Origin of the sequence: Haladaptatus sp. AB643, assembly GCF_024136975.1 — an archaeon.
Lineage (GTDB): Archaea > Halobacteriota > Halobacteria > Halobacteriales > Haladaptataceae > Haladaptatus.
In genome coordinates, this window is sequence record NZ_JAMYJW010000003.1 from 78,850 (window position 1) to 92,350 (window position 13,501).

13 protein-coding genes and 1 tRNA gene are annotated in these 13,501 nt (G+C 62.5%); 7 read left to right on the forward strand and 7 right to left on the reverse strand.

Features of this window, described 5'->3' with window-relative positions; all coding sequences use genetic code 11:
- The first annotated feature begins 88 nt into the window (after nt 1-88).
- Nucleotides 89-1,057: a hypothetical protein gene (locus NKF25_RS07450; RefSeq protein WP_253226066.1), complete on the forward strand. Its 969-nt coding sequence runs from the start codon at nt 89-91 to the stop codon at nt 1,055-1,057.
- Nucleotides 1,058-1,377: 320 nt separating this feature from the next.
- Here NKF25_RS07450 and NKF25_RS07455 read toward each other — a convergent pair.
- Nucleotides 1,378-1,449 (reverse strand) — tRNA-Ala (locus tag NKF25_RS07455).
- A 1,252-nt stretch (nt 1,450-2,701) separates the two neighbouring features.
- Here NKF25_RS07455 and NKF25_RS07460 point away from each other — a divergent pair.
- From NKF25_RS07460 to NKF25_RS07475, 4 genes are read left to right on the forward strand one after another with little or no spacing between them, the layout of a single operon-like run.
- The gene (locus NKF25_RS07460) at nt 2,702-3,166 is read left to right on the forward strand and encodes a 30S ribosomal protein S15 (protein ID WP_253226067.1); all 465 of its coding nucleotides are present in this window, start codon (nt 2,702-2,704) and stop codon (nt 3,164-3,166) included.
- The gene (locus NKF25_RS07465; protein WP_253226068.1) at nt 3,167-4,375 is read left to right on the forward strand and encodes an exonuclease RecJ; all 1,209 of its coding nucleotides are present in this window, start codon (nt 3,167-3,169) and stop codon (nt 4,373-4,375) included.
- Nucleotides 4,372-4,611, forward strand: a complete 240-nt coding sequence (locus tag NKF25_RS07470) for a KEOPS complex subunit Pcc1 (RefSeq protein WP_253226069.1) — start codon at nt 4,372-4,374, stop codon at nt 4,609-4,611. Before NKF25_RS07465 ends, NKF25_RS07470 begins: the two co-directional genes overlap by 4 nt.
- On the forward strand, nt 4,604-5,239 hold the full coding sequence (locus tag NKF25_RS07475) for a 30S ribosomal protein S3ae (protein WP_253226070.1): 636 nt from the start codon (nt 4,604-4,606) through the stop codon (nt 5,237-5,239). Before NKF25_RS07470 ends, NKF25_RS07475 begins: the two co-directional genes overlap by 8 nt.
- 51 nt (nt 5,240-5,290) lie before the next feature.
- Here NKF25_RS07475 and NKF25_RS07480 read toward each other — a convergent pair whose 3' ends face one another.
- From NKF25_RS07480 to NKF25_RS07490, 3 genes are all read right to left on the reverse strand, one after another.
- Nucleotides 5,291-5,728 (reverse strand): plastocyanin/azurin family copper-binding protein, encoded by a 438-nt coding sequence (locus NKF25_RS07480; RefSeq protein WP_253226071.1) that lies wholly within the window; start codon nt 5,726-5,728, stop codon nt 5,291-5,293.
- 96 nt (nt 5,729-5,824) lie between these two features.
- Nucleotides 5,825-6,256 carry an FAD synthase gene (locus NKF25_RS07485; protein WP_253226072.1) on the reverse strand — a complete coding sequence of 144 codons (432 nt, stop codon included), beginning with the start codon at nt 6,254-6,256 and terminating at the stop codon, nt 5,825-5,827.
- The gene (locus tag NKF25_RS07490) at nt 6,253-6,741 is read right to left on the reverse strand and encodes a Mov34/MPN/PAD-1 family protein (protein ID WP_066145980.1); all 489 of its coding nucleotides are present in this window, start codon (nt 6,739-6,741) and stop codon (nt 6,253-6,255) included. Before NKF25_RS07490 ends, NKF25_RS07485 begins: the two co-directional genes overlap by 4 nt.
- Nucleotides 6,742-6,869: 128 nt before the next feature.
- Here NKF25_RS07490 and NKF25_RS07495 point away from each other — a divergent pair, with 128 nt between their 5' ends.
- The gene (locus tag NKF25_RS07495; protein WP_253226073.1) at nt 6,870-8,786 is read left to right on the forward strand and encodes an OB-fold nucleic acid binding domain-containing protein; all 1,917 of its coding nucleotides are present in this window, start codon (nt 6,870-6,872) and stop codon (nt 8,784-8,786) included.
- A 24-nt stretch (nt 8,787-8,810) separates the two neighbouring features.
- Here NKF25_RS07495 and NKF25_RS07500 read toward each other — a convergent pair whose 3' ends face one another.
- Nucleotides 8,811-10,559, reverse strand: a complete 1,749-nt coding sequence (locus NKF25_RS07500; protein ID WP_253226074.1) for a phospholipase D-like domain-containing protein — start codon at nt 10,557-10,559, stop codon at nt 8,811-8,813.
- 79 nt (nt 10,560-10,638) lie between these two features.
- Here NKF25_RS07500 and NKF25_RS07505 point away from each other — a divergent pair, with 79 nt between their 5' ends.
- Nucleotides 10,639-10,881, forward strand: a complete 243-nt coding sequence (locus NKF25_RS07505; RefSeq protein WP_253226075.1) for a hypothetical protein — start codon at nt 10,639-10,641, stop codon at nt 10,879-10,881.
- Between the two features lie 229 nt (nt 10,882-11,110).
- Here NKF25_RS07505 and NKF25_RS07510 read toward each other — a convergent pair whose 3' ends face one another.
- Together NKF25_RS07510 and NKF25_RS07515 are read right to left on the reverse strand one after the other, a co-directional pair.
- A complete protein-coding gene (locus NKF25_RS07510) occupies nt 11,111-12,646 on the reverse strand; it encodes a HEAT repeat domain-containing protein (protein ID WP_253226076.1) in 1,536 nt (511 codons plus the stop codon).
- Nucleotides 12,647-12,703: 57 nt separating this feature from the next.
- Nucleotides 12,704-13,426, reverse strand: coding sequence for a protein sorting system archaetidylserine synthase (locus NKF25_RS07515; RefSeq protein WP_253226077.1), 723 nt, complete (start codon nt 13,424-13,426; stop codon nt 12,704-12,706).
- Nucleotides 13,427-13,501 lie beyond the last annotated feature (75 nt).

Sequence of the window (13,501 nt, forward strand, 5' to 3'; positions counted from 1 at the left end):
TGATAATTCGATAAAATCGCAAGACAGAGGCGAGGTTTGCGGCGGGAAAACCGCAACTAACTACTACCCGCTTCGATCAGTGGTACCCATGGACAAGTTGGTCCGTGACGCCGGTTTTTTCGCGTTGGTCGTGACGCCGTTTGCACTGCTTGCGAGCGCGTTTCTCTCCCCCGCCGATATTCCCGTGGATGTCACCACCCTCGAAGGCGGCATCGTACTCGTGGGCGGGGTTACCACCGTCGTCAGACGTGATCGTGGATTCGGGAACGCCAATCTCCCCCTGTTCTCCCGGTCGGACGTCGCCGACTGGGCCGCCGTCCTCGTGGCGAGCGTCGCCACCTACCTCCTCAGCGTTCAGGTCGGATTCGGACCGGTCGTCGCGTCCGCCCTCGTCGGACTGTTCGTCGGCGTCGGGAAACCGGAAGTCGCTGTCCCGGCCTACTGCGGGTCGTTCGTCGGGATGGCGTCGCCAGCGCTGTTCCCGTCCGTCAACTACCTCCTCGTCGCCGGAGCGGTTGCGGGCCTCGCGTACGTCGCGACGACGGAGGTGTTCCACGGTTTCGGCGGGAAACTCGGCACGCTCGCCCTGTTCGGCTGTGCCACCACGGCCACGTTCACGGACGCCAGCTACGCCGCCGCGACGCTTCCACAGTGGTCGAACGCCGTGGTCGTCGTCCCGGTGGCGATACTGGCCGCCATCGCCACGGTGGTGCTGAGCGTCCGCCTCGAACTCGGCGCGGTAGTAGGCTCCGCACTGGTCGGCCTCGTCGCGGGCGTGGCGTTCCCCCTCGCTTTTCCGGCCATGGGTTCGACGCTCGCCACCGTCGCGTTCTGTGCATCCTTCGTCGGCATGTCCACCACGGACCGACTGGGACACGAGGGGCACGTCGCGCTGGCTGGCACGCTCTGCGGAATCGTCTTCGTCGCCGTCGCGCCCTCGTTCACCGGGGCTGGCGGCAAGTTGGGCACCGTCGCGTTCGTCTCCTGTCTGGCCGTGTTCGGTGCTGTCGAACTGGTCGATTCGATGGGCGGGTCCGTGGTGGCGTGGTCGCGGTAGTTGGAGGTAGGAGTTGAATTGGGGTTGGTGGATTATCTTACGGTAGTGCAGCAGTTTTCGCCGGGCTTGAAACCCTGATGAACTCCTTTCTGAGAGGGAGTAATCTCTAACCTAATAGTGGTGAACTCGCACGTATCAGAGACCATACCTTGCGGTCTGGAACTCTGAATATGACGGGAAATTGGCAGTGACTCGCCGGGAGTCCCGCGAGCCGGGCGGGACCGAAGGTCCCGCTGGAAGCCGGCGCGAAGCGCCGGCGACAATGCGAGGGGAACTACGGCGAGTCCATTGACTGAGCGAGTGAAACGAGCGGAAGGAAATGGACTCGCCGGGATTTGAACCCGGGGCCTCTCCCATGCCAAGGGAGTGATCTACCACTGATCTACGAGCCCGCGTCTGCATTCACTACTTCCGTACGACCATTGATAAACCTCTCGAAATCAATGCCACCCCGCGGCGGTGTGACACACCACTCGCTACGACGAGACGCGTTTGATACCTTTGTGATTACAGTTGCTAGGAAGCGGACCGCCTCGAAAGCCTCCCGCCCGCTCCGCACAGGAACGTTTGATTCCATGGTGATTTCAGTAACCGAGCCGCATGAATACCGCACCCGCTCCGCCACCGCACCGCAGGCCACACCCTCACCAGCCGATTCCTCCGGGAGAGCTTCGCTCGCCGTGCTCTCGTTCACTTTGTCGCCGGCGCTTTGCGCCCGCTTCCAGCGGGACCGAAGGTCCCGCCCGGTTCACGAGAACTCCGGTCGCTCGCGCTCCCTCCGTCATCCCTCGCACGATTCTGCTACAGCCCTTCGGCCGAACCGCTGGTTCACGGTTTCACCGGACTCCGTCCGGTTGACCGCCAAGCAACGCTTGGCAATTTCGCCGGACTTCGTCCGGCTGACTGCCGAGCGTTGCTCGGCAATTACACCGTTCACCCCGAGGTTTCTCCGAAACCTCGCTGGCCTCAGGGCTGTGACAGCGCGCGCCACCCGGAAGGACAGGCTGGGCAATACGAACCAACCGCACGGCGCGCGATTGGCGCACGGTAGTGCGCCCGCGCGAGGGACGAGCGACCAACGGGAGCGAGGAGGCTGGGGAGGGTTGTGGCGTGGTGTATGGGTGGATTGAAAGGGGCCGCCCGCTCGCGCACCGCGTGGTCGTCTCCATGAGCAACTATTCTGGCCGAATGGTGTCCCCGTGAGCGACGAAGGAGCGAACGGGGACTTGGAAGAGTTCGCTCTTCCAGCGCGGAGAGGCCAGAATATCTCGTGGAGCGACCGCGAGCGGGCGGGGGCTTTCGAGGTGATCTTCTCAGTAGCTGCTCTCTCGATGAAGTCAGAAACAACTCGTAGCGAGCGGGCGAGGGCGTTCTGGGCCTTCGTCTCAGTAGCTGCTCTCGCAGCACCCCCAAATTCACACTTCACTCGTCACACCAAACACAGTACTCGAATAGAAACCCTTTAACCCATAAAAACGAAAACGACCCGTAGGGAACGGCACAGCCGCAAATCCGACGCGTCGTGAGATTTCACGGCTTGGGATTGCGGACGTGCAACGTGCTTTCGCCGACTACGGCGGAAGTCACGACTGGCGGTACCCATCGCCAGCACTCTCGCGGCTCGTGCAGTTCCTATCCTCAACTATGGCACGAATGCACACGCGACGCCGTGGGTCGTCCGGTTCGGACCGACCTGTGGCAGACGAACCACCGGAGTGGAGCGACGTAGATGCCGACGACGTGGAAGACCGCGTCGTCGAACTCGCGGAAGACGGTTTCAGCCCGAGTCAGATCGGGGGGAAACTCCGCGACGAGGGTGTGACCGGCACGCCCGTCCCGAACGTGAAGCTCGTCACGGGCAAGAAAGTGACCGAGATTCTCGAAGAGAACGACGCAGGTAGCGACCTGCCGGAAGACCTCGAAAACCTGATGGAGCGCGCCGTGCGACTGCGCGAGCACGTCGACGAGAACCCACAGGACAAACAGAACAAGCGCGCACTGCAGAACACCGAGTCGAAGGTTCGCCGCCTCGTCAACTACTACCGCGGCGACAAGCTCGACGAGGACTTCACGTACACCTACGACTACGCAGTGGAACTCCTCGAATAGATGTCCACGTCCGGCCGAACCGCAGGCGAGGACGCCCTCTCCGCGAGCGACATCGCCGCGACACTCCGCGACGCCGACTTCGTTCGGATCGTCGCGCACGCGGACGGTGACGCGCTCGCGGCAGGCGGTCTCCTCGCACGTGCCTGCGCGACTGCCGGTATCCCGTTCCAGGTGAGTGCAACCTCGTTCCCCTCCCATCGCGCCGACGCCGGTGACGACGAACTCGTCGTGACGGTCGGCGCACCGGGCGGGGACGTCACACTCCCCGAACACACACGACCGACGAGCGTCGTCGCGTTCGACGTCGCGACCGAACTCGGCGGGTCGCCCGACCCGGTGCTGGCACTCGCCGGTGCCGTGGCCGCTGGCGCCTCGCCCGGCGCGGGAGACACCGCACGGTTGCTCGAAACGGCGGACCTCACGCGACGGCCCGGCGTTTCGACGCCGACCGAAGACATCGCGGACGGGGTGGCCCATTCGACGCTCCTGCACGCCGGATTTTCCGGCGACGCCGGGGCGGTGCAAGCCGAACTCGCCGAACTCGACCTCCCAGTCGAACTGGACGACGACGCCAATCGAAAAATCGCCTCGCTCGTCGCGCTCTCGGTCGCCGGACCGGAGGGCGCGACGCCGCGAGTGGGCGAGACCGTCCAGCGGGCGCTTCGCCCGTACGAACTCGGCGACGACCACCCGTTCGCGACGCTCGGCGGCTACGCCGACGTTCTCGACGCGGTTGCCCAGGAGCAGCCCGGAACCGGCATCGCGCTGGCATTGGGCCACGACGCCCGTGCGCCCGCGCTCGACGCGTGGCGCACGCACTCGAAGGCGGCCCACGCGGTGGTCCGGAACGCGACGACGGGTCGGTACGACGGCCTGTTCGTCGCCCGAACGGACGACGCACCGGTCGTGACGGCGGCGCGACTGCTCGGCGATTTCAGATCGCCGGAACCGATCGCGCTGGTCGTCACTGACGATGAAGCCGCCGCGGTTGCAGTCGGTGACCGCGGTATCGACGATTCGGATTCGGGTCCCCAATCGAATTCGGCTGGGGGTTCGGATTCGAATCCGGACCTCGTCGACCTCGGGAACGCCATGCGAACGGTTGGCTCCCGGCTCGACGGCGACGGAACGGGAAGCAGACGGCGCGGCTATGCGCGGTTCGACGCGGACGCGAAGGAGTTCCTTTCGGCGTTCCGGGAGGTAGTATGAGACGAGCGACGATCCACACGGAACTGGAGGACGCCGAGCACATCGCGGCGGCGGTCGTCCCCGACAACACGCCCGAAATCGAAACGAGCGTGGAGGACGGAACGATTACGACGACCATCGAACGCGAGACGACCGGCGGTCTCCAGACGACCATCGACGATTACGTCGTGAACCTCTCGGTGGCAGCACAGGTAGTACAAACGGCAAACCAACACACTAACACCAACTATGAGTGAACGATCAGTCTCGAAGAAATCACAGGAAAAGCGGTGGTACACCGTTCTCGCTCCCGAGCAGTTCGACCGAGAGGAGCTTGGAACGACCCCCGCAGACGAACCGGACAAGGTGCTCGGCCGCACCATCGAAACGACGCTTGGCGAACTGACGAACAACGCCAGCGAAAACAACACGAAGTTGACCTTCAAGATCAACGACGTGGGTAGCGACTCCGCGTACACGGAGTTCGTCCGACACGAACTCACCCGCGACTACCTGCGTAGCCTCGTGCGACGCGGTGCCTCGAAGGTCGAGGCATACATCACGGTGCTGACCTCGGACGACTACCGCGTCCAGATCCAGCCAGTCGCGTTCACGACGAAGAAGGCGGACCACAGCCAGGAGAAGGCCATCCGCCGCACGATGATCGACATCGTGCAGGAGACCGCACAGGAGCACACCTTCCAGGACCTCCTCGACGGCGTCGTCGAAGGTCGTCTGTCCAGCGCGATTTACGGCGAGGCGAAGACGATTTACCCGCTCCGCCGCGTCGAAATCCAGAAGGCGACGCTGGAAGCCCACCCCGAGGAGGTTGCCGAGGAAGAGGAAACCTCCGTGGACGTGGACGAAGAAGAAGCCGAAGTCTAAGGACGACGGTTCGATTTTCGTTTTTTGAGAATACGGCGAGACGGGACGGAGTTACTTCTCTTTCACGACGATAGTGCCGACCATCCCCCTCGACTCGTGGGGGATACAGAGGTAGGGATACTTTCCGGGAACCTCGAACGTGTGTTCGTACGTCCGTCCTTGAAGAATTCCGCCTTTGCCGTTGTTCCACCCGTCGCGGGCGGCCTGCTCGGAATCGAACCCGCCGGAGGCGAAGTACTCGGCATCGTCCGGAATGAGGTTTTCGTAGGCGGTGACGGTGTGCTGGCGCATCCCCGTGTTCTTCCAGACGACGGTGTCCCCGACCGTCGCCGTGAACTTCTCCGGATGGAAGTCCATCGAACTCGTTCCGATGTCGAAGTCACCGCCCATCGACCGCGATTCGGAACCCATGTTCAGGACGCTCGAACACCCTGCCAAGGTGACTGATGTCGCGCCGACGACCCCGGCTAAAAACGCTCGGCGGTTCATACAGTGGGTTCGGATTGCCCGGCGTATATGTCTCTCGAAACGTCGCTCATCGTCGTCATACTATCAATCGAGGAACATTCCGCCCGAATCAGCCTTTCAGCAGCGTTCTTCGCAAATCCGGTCGATGATTCGTCCGGTGGAGAGCAGTTCATCGTCGTCGTCGCCGGGTTCGAGCGGCGACGCACGCCGAACCACGCAGTCGATTCCTCGCCGATCGAGTTCCGCCTCGATGGCCGCATCGTCGTGATGCTGGTCGTATCCCAACACGATGATGTCGGGGTCGAGTTCCTCGATGGGGGCGAAGATGTCCTCGGGGTGACCGACGAGCGCATCGTCCACGACGCCGAGCGCGTCGATCATGTCCCGCCGCTGTCGGTTGGACAGGATCGGTCGTTGTTTGTGTGTTACGTTCTCCCGGCGTGCGATGATGACCGATAGTCTGTCGCCCATCCCTGCGGCGTCGCGGAGGTAGTGAACGTGGCCGGGGTGTAGAATGTCGAAGGTTCCTTGTGCGAGTACGTGTGTCACTGGTCTCTCAACTCCTCGTCGATGTCCGCCTGCGTAAAGTCGAAGAACGATTCCGCCTCCGGAAGTTCGACGTCGAGCACGTCGAGTTTCTGGGGGTTCCCCTCCCGGTCGAACGCTTGCCAGTCGTTTCGCTCGTACGGTGCGCCGATGATGATGTGAACGGTACCTTTCTGAAACGTCCCCAGATCGGTATCGCTCGGGCGGAGCACGCCGTTCGGGTGTGAGTGTACCGATCCGACCGCCCTGATGTCGTTCGGGATGGTGCTCGTCTTCACCGTCGCGCTGACGCTGTTCGATTCGGTGCCGGGCATGACGAGTACGTCAGTGATGACCAGTCCGTCGCGATCGAGACCGAGGTTTCTCGCCTCCTCGCCACGGAGATAGCCCATGTACTCGTTCGGATAGGCATCGCGGGACGCTTCGAGTGCGAACGTCAGCGCGCCCTCCGCGATACCGAGAATTTCGTTCGACCGGAACAGCCGCATACGCTACACTCCGAGCGCCCGCGTTCTAAGCGTTACGAAGGACCGGAGGCCGGACGGTCACGGGCGATCTTCCGAAGGGAAGCCAGTTGCAAAGCGTTAAAAATAGTGCGGCCGAAGAGACGCACAAGATGAATCCCGCTGATACTGACCCCGGTGATGGACCGGGTAATCCCGTCGTTTACGAACTCGCGGCGGATTGCACCCTCTCTGATATTTCCGAGGGCGAACGATACCACGCCGTCGTCAACGGCGTCGTCGATTATGGTGTGTTCGTCGACCTTTCGGACTCTGTCTCGGGTCTCGTTCACGAATCGAACCTCTCTACCGACTACGATGTCGATGACAGTCTCGTCGTCGAACTCCTCGAAGTACGTGAGAACGGCGACTTGAGTTTCACGCCGGTCGACGTCGACATCGACGACGCCGAAACCGTCGCCGTCGCTCACGAATACGAAGTCGCCGAAACGGGGACCCTCGCCGACCAAGTCGGCGATACCGTTCACCTCGAAGGCGAAGTCGTCCAGATCAAACAGACCGGCGGTCCGACCATCTTCCACGTCAGCGACCCCACGGGCGTCGTCCCGTGTGCCGCCTTCGAGGAAGCGGGCGTCCGCGCACATCCCGAAATCGAAATCGAGGACATCGTTCACCTCGTCGGCGTCGTCGAAGAACGCGAAGGCTCCCTCCAAGTCGAAGTCACGTCGCTCACCGCATTGGAAGGCGACGAAGAGGCCGTCGTCAGCGACCGGATCGAGACGGCCCTGGACGAGCGCGCGGAACCCCACGAGACCGAACCCCTCATCGAGTGGCCCGCCCTCGAACAGTTGTTCCCCGACCTCCGGGAGATCGCAAAACAGCTCCGCCGCACGGTGCTCGAAAGCCGCCCGATTCGAGTCCGTCACCACGCCGACGGCGACGGCATGTGTGCCAGCCTCCCGGTCGAACTCGCGCTGAAGCGGTTCATCGAGGAGACCCACCAAGCGCCCGAGGCCAAGCGCCACCTCTTCAAGCGCCTGCCGAGCAAGGCACCGTTCTACGAGATGGAGGACGTGACCCGTGACCTGAACTTCGCGCTCGAAGACCAAGCACGACACGGCCAGAAACTCCCCCTCTTGCTCATGCTCGACAACGGGAGTACCGAGGAGGACGTTCCAGCCTACGCGAACCTCGCCCACTACGACATCCCGATTCTCGTGGTCGACCACCACCACCCCGACCCGGAAGCGGTGGACCCCTACATCGACGGCCACGTCAACCCGTACCTCTACGACGAGGATTACCGCATCACGACGGGAATGATGTGCGTCGAACTCGCGCGGATGATTTCGCCGGACATTACGGACGAACTCCGTCACGTTCCCGCCGTCGCCGGAATCTCGGACCGCTCCAAGGCGGACGCGATGACGGACTACGTCGAACTGGCCGAATCGGAGGGCTACTCCGAGGAGTTCCTTACCGACATGGGCGAGGCGCTCGATTACGGCGCGTTCTGGCTGAAGTACGACCCCGGACGCAACCTCATCAACGACGTTCTGAACGTCGATTGTGACGACGAGGAGCGCCACCGCGAACTCGTCACGTTCCTCTCCGAGCGCGCCGAGGCCGACACCGAAAAACAACTCGACGCCGCGATGCCCCACGTCAAACACGAACGGTTGGCGAGCGAGGCACACCTGTACCGCGTGGACGTCGAAAACCACGCGTACCGATTCACCTACCCGCCACCGGGGAAGACGACCGGCGAAATCCACGACCGCAAGGTGAAGGAGACGGGCGAACCCGTCATCACCATCGGCTACGGACCGGATTTCGCCGTCCTCCGCAGTGACGGCGTCCGACTCGACATCCCCGAGATGGTGACGGAACTTAACGAGGAAGTCGTCGGCGGTGGCGTCAGCGGTGGCGGCCACCTCGTCGTCGGGAGCATCAAGTTCGTCAAGGGAATGCGAGAGCAGGTGCTCGACGCGCTCGTCGAGAAGATGGCCGACGCGGAACTCGACGAGGAACTCCAGAGCACGACGGTCGGACACCAGCAGGACGACTGAAACCGAACTGAGACCACCTCGGTTCTACGACTCGAACCGAATCTCCCGTTTTGCGATCCAAACCGCGCCAGCGATGGCTATCGCCACGAACGCGGCGAGACCGACCGGGAATCGATTTTTCTTTGCTCCCCAATCGGCTTCGAAGGCGCGGCTGTAATATCTCCCAGCGGCACTTCCGTGAAGCACAACCGCGACTTCCCGGTTTTCACGTGCCGAGTGATTGTTCCAGTTGAGACTCCCGACGACGACGTGTCGCCGGTCGACGATGACGCCCTTCGCGTGAATCTTCTCGTAGCCGTGTGGCGACGCGAGTTCGGCTTCGAGCGGCAGTCCTTCGGCGTCGGCCCGCTCGTTCAACCAGCGTACGACCCGCTGGTTGTCGTCGTGGACGTACCACGCGTTGCTGAGGAGCACTCGGACCGTCACACCCCGTCGCGCCGCGGCGAGCGTTGCCCGGATGAACGGCTGATGGATACTCCCGATGGTCATCTGTTGGACATCGATGGAATCGTTCGCGGAGCGAAGCAACGAGAGAACACCGCTTTCCGCGTCGTCCGGCGCGGTGAGCACGCTCACGGCGTCGATGGGGACACGCTTCGCCGGAAATTTCGTCGGGTAGCTCTCGTTCGCCGCCGTCGTCGGATTGAACGACCGCCCCTCCCTGAACGACTGCCACGGTGTCGTGTCGTACCACGACGTATCGGCGTCGAATATCGCTTCGAGATTTTCGACGGCCTCCCCACCGACGATCGCTCCCCACCCACGGCTGGAGTGCCCGCCGACACCGGCGGGTTTCCAGTTCTCGGTCATCACGATTGCCTCGTCGTCGGCGATGGCGTACTTCGCGTGGTGGAAGTCATAGCGCCCCCGTTCTCCGCCGATGACATCGACGGTGACGCCGTGGTTGGTGAGTCTATCGAGCACCGCCGCTTCCCGAGTGGAAATGCCGCCCACGGGGGCATCGTCCACGAGAACGTGAACATTCACGCCTCGATTCGCTGCCGCAATGAGGAGGTCCGTGATTCGTGGTGAAGTGAACGAGTAACCCGCGAGGAGGAGCCGTCGTTTGGCCGAACGGAGCGTTTCGACGGGAACGTTCGGGTCGTCCGGAAGCACGAACACGCGAGCGGTCGTGGCGTCGGAGCGGGTAACCGTGAAGTTCGTCGCGCCCAACGGTCGCCACGACTGCGTGGTCGGCCGCCAGCACTCCGACTCCGGCGCATCGACGTAGGTGACCGAATCGACGTCCGTTTCCGAACCGCCGCCGGTCGTTCGCCCGAGCGTCACCGTCTCGCCCGAATTCGCGAGGGAGAGGTTTTCGAGCGGGAGGATGCGAAAAGACGTGAGATTCTCGGTGCGATTCGGCGCGGTGGAGAACGCGACCGTTCCCGAAACGGTTCGGTTCGATAAGGTGGACGTCGATTGCTCGTCCGACAGCGTCCACGTCGAGAGGGTCGTCTTTCGTGGGAAGGTAACGACGACGAACTCCCCGGCGTCGTCCATCGCCACCGGGTTTGGGTACACGGCGACGATGTGCGGCGAGGCTGATGAGTGGGTCGTCGTTCCGGATGGGGTCGAAGCTCCGGAGGAGGTTCTTGTTCCGGATGGAGTCGTCGTACCGGTTGCCGTTGCGCTCGTGCCGGTTGCCGTTGCGCTCGTGCCGGTTGCCGTTGCGCTCGTGCCGGTTGCCGTGGTGGTCGTCGCGACACCCGTTGCTGAAGCTGGCAGGAGAGCAAGCACCAGGAGGACGGCGAGCGCGACTCTGGCGAACACGGGGAGGAGTGGTTTCGTCCTCTGATATAAACGCTCGGAACGGTGGATTTTTGTCCACCACCTTCGCCTTGTCTATATGATGGACGTTCCGATTATACTCGAATTGGCGGGCTATGCTCTCGGTGCTCTAGGTGCCGTTCTCGTCTTCTTCGAGTTCTTCCAGATTCCGGACTACATAGAGTACGACCCGGATTACAACGATTACACCATCGACATGTCGCCGATGGAAGTGAGACAGTACACGTGGGTCGGCCGCGTCGGCGCGTTCTGTATCGCACTCGCGTTCGCGCTCGAATTCTTTGCGACGTTCCTCGCTCAGTGAACTGGGTGAACGATTTCGCGGCAGTCTGGGCATTCGGCGAAGCGCTCCGAGCCCTCTTCGGTGTCGTATTCGATGAGAAGATAACCTCTAGTGATGTCGCTTCCGCAGTTCGGACACATCCCGAGTGGCGCGGATTCGGTCGCCATTTTGACCTCTCGGGAAGAGAAGGGACATCGATGGTCTTTGTTATTGACCGATTACTCGGGAGTAAGCAGTGCTTACCGGCAGACTACAGCGCCTTCTCGGCTTCGCTCTGGACGATGTACGCCCGATCGTCTGAGTACTCCCGGACCGCGTCGAGCGCCGTTTCCGTGCCGATTTGGTTCAGCGCCCACGCGGCACTGGCACGAACCGAATCGGACTCGTCGTCCGCCAGCGTCTCCGAGAGCGGTTTGATCGCACGTGTATCGCCGATGAGACCAAGTGAACGAGCGGCGTAGCTTCGAACTTCCTCGTCCTCGACCACGAGTTGGTCCGCGACCTCCTGCGTGACTTCGTCGCTGCCGATTTCGCCGAGCGCCTTGATGACGGTCTTCGCCATTCCGGGGTCGGCATCGACGTAGTCGATGATCGAATCGATGGCTTCCTCGCTGCCGATCTTCCCGAGAATACGGATGGCGTCCTTGTCACGACGACCGGCACGCTGGAGCATGGGATCGACGGCTTCCTCGTTGCCCATCCGTTCGAGCGCTTCGAGGCAGTGTCGTTCCATGTAGTTCGACTGCAAGGAATCGAGCGCGAGGAGCACCATGTCGACGCGGTCGCGTTTCTCCCAGATTTTGAGCGCGTGCCACTCCGGCGGGTAGTCCTTGCGGTAGTTGAGAACGTCGTAGTAGCCTTCACGCCTGAGTTGTTCACGGGTGCTCAGGTCGCTCCATTCCTCGGCGTCGTCGATGCCCGACTGCAGTTCGTCGGTCGCATCGAGAAGCGTATCGATGGTTTCCGCGTCCTCGTCCGGATCGAGTTCCACCTCCTCGACGGCGCTCGCCGTGTCTCCGAGCACTTCCGCGAGGTCGTCCGAATTACGGGTGAGGGTGACGCTGAAATCCGTTCCGATCGCCTCCTGTACCGTATCGACGAACGACTCGACGACCTCCACGAGTTCCGCGCTCCCGTCGACCGTCCAGCGGGTGTCCTCGACGGTCGAGATAGCGTCCTCGACGTCGCTGATGACGTCCTCGGCGTACGGACCGCGTTGGTCTTCGAGTTCGTCACGAAGGTCCGAGAGGAACATCTCCAGTTCCTCGCGCGGGTCCTCCACGTCCTCGTCTTCGTCTTCGTCTTCCTCTTCGTCCGGTTCGGGGAGGTCCGCCGCTTCGAGTTCCTCCTCGATGTCGTCCAGTTCGTCTTCGACAACGTCGAGGTCGGCTTCCGTCTCGGCGTCCTCCAGATCCGCTTCCGCACTTTCGAGCCGGTTTTCGATGGATTCCGCCGTCTCCTCTGGCGTTTCCTCGGCTTCGGATTCCTCTTCGGCCTCGTCTTCCTCTTCGGCTTCAGATTCCTCTACGGTCTCCTCGTCTTCCTCTTCGGCTTCAGATTCCTCTACGGTCTCCTCGGATTCTTCTTCAGCCTCGGATTCCTCTTCGGCCTCGTCTTCCTCTACGGTCTCCTCGGATTCCTCTTCGGCCTCGTCTTCCTCTACGGTCTCCTCGGATTCTTCTTCAGCCTCAGATTCCTCTACGGCTTCGGACTCCCGTTGCTCCTCGGCTTGAATTTCGTCCTCGGATTCCGCATCCTGCGTTTCCTCGGCACCATCGTCGCTCATGCGTCCACCCCCGGCTGTGCCGTTTTACTCATATGCGAAAAATTCGGCCCGTAGCCATCAAGAGCGTTTCCCTTCTGTCGTCTTCGCAGGCGTCGGTTTTCCTTCCGTCTCCCGCCAGTAGAACCCCGGTGAGAGAATGAGATACGCCAGTGCAAGCGACAGCAGCGCATACGGGAAGGTCCGGCCTTTGAAGTTGGGAATGAGGACCGCGAGCGAGTGGACGACGCCCATGATGAGCGCATCACGCGCCAGTAGGTCGGGATACGTGATCGTCGAGACCATCAACCCGGAGAGGACGAAGGTGAGCGCGACGAGGATTGTGGGGTCGGTGAACCCTGCGAGGACGCCAGCCACGAGGATGACGGACGCGAGCGTCGTCGGAATCCCCTCCGTCACGTCGTCGTCGGTGTCGTAGGCCGTGTACAACCCGAGTCTGACGATCGCCATGGCGACGAACAGCGCCCCGGCGAGCATCGCGACTCCCACGCGAAACGTGTCGAATCCCCACGTCTCGCGCACGACGGCGACGACCAACACTGCAGGGGCGACCGAGAACGACGCGACGTCGGCCAACGAATCCAGATACGGCCCGGCCGCCGAACTCCCATAGCGGCGGGCGAGCACGCCGTCCAACCCGTCCGCCACCGCCCCCAGTAGGACGAGGCGCGCCGCCAGTCGCGGGTTCGTGGCCGCGAGCGAAATCGCCAGAAAGCCGAGCGCGGCGTTCGAAACCGTCACCGCGTCGGCGAGCGAAAGACGACCCACGAACCGAGGCTTCATACTCGGCGGGTAGTGCGAGCGTGAGTGATACCTCTTTTGAAATCACCCCGGACTGTCGAACGATAGAACGGTCGA

What these genes read in the sequence shown, in the direction of transcription:
- NKF25_RS07480 (WP_253226071.1), bottom strand. Translation starts at nt 5,728, where the DNA reads ATGAACCGCCGAGCGTTTTTAGCCGGGGTCGTCGGCGCGACATCAGTC.
- NKF25_RS07460 (WP_253226067.1), top strand. Translation starts at nt 2,702, where the DNA reads ATGGCACGAATGCACACGCGACGCCGTGGGTCGTCCGGTTCGGACCGA.
- NKF25_RS07470 (WP_253226069.1), top strand. Translation starts at nt 4,372, where the DNA reads ATGAGACGAGCGACGATCCACACGGAACTGGAGGACGCCGAGCACATC.
- NKF25_RS07490 (WP_066145980.1), bottom strand. Translation starts at nt 6,741, where the DNA reads ATGCGGCTGTTCCGGTCGAACGAAATTCTCGGTATCGCGGAGGGCGCG.
- NKF25_RS07515 (WP_253226077.1), bottom strand. Translation starts at nt 13,426, where the DNA reads ATGAAGCCTCGGTTCGTGGGTCGTCTTTCGCTCGCCGACGCGGTGACG.
- NKF25_RS07495 (WP_253226073.1), top strand. Translation starts at nt 6,870, where the DNA reads ATGAATCCCGCTGATACTGACCCCGGTGATGGACCGGGTAATCCCGTC.
- NKF25_RS07510 (WP_253226076.1), bottom strand. Translation starts at nt 12,646, where the DNA reads ATGAGCGACGATGGTGCCGAGGAAACGCAGGATGCGGAATCCGAGGAC.
- NKF25_RS07450 (WP_253226066.1), top strand. Translation starts at nt 89, where the DNA reads ATGGACAAGTTGGTCCGTGACGCCGGTTTTTTCGCGTTGGTCGTGACG.
- NKF25_RS07475 (WP_253226070.1), top strand. Translation starts at nt 4,604, where the DNA reads ATGAGTGAACGATCAGTCTCGAAGAAATCACAGGAAAAGCGGTGGTAC.
- NKF25_RS07505 (WP_253226075.1), top strand. Translation starts at nt 10,639, where the DNA reads ATGGACGTTCCGATTATACTCGAATTGGCGGGCTATGCTCTCGGTGCT.
- NKF25_RS07465 (WP_253226068.1), top strand. Translation starts at nt 3,167, where the DNA reads ATGTCCACGTCCGGCCGAACCGCAGGCGAGGACGCCCTCTCCGCGAGC.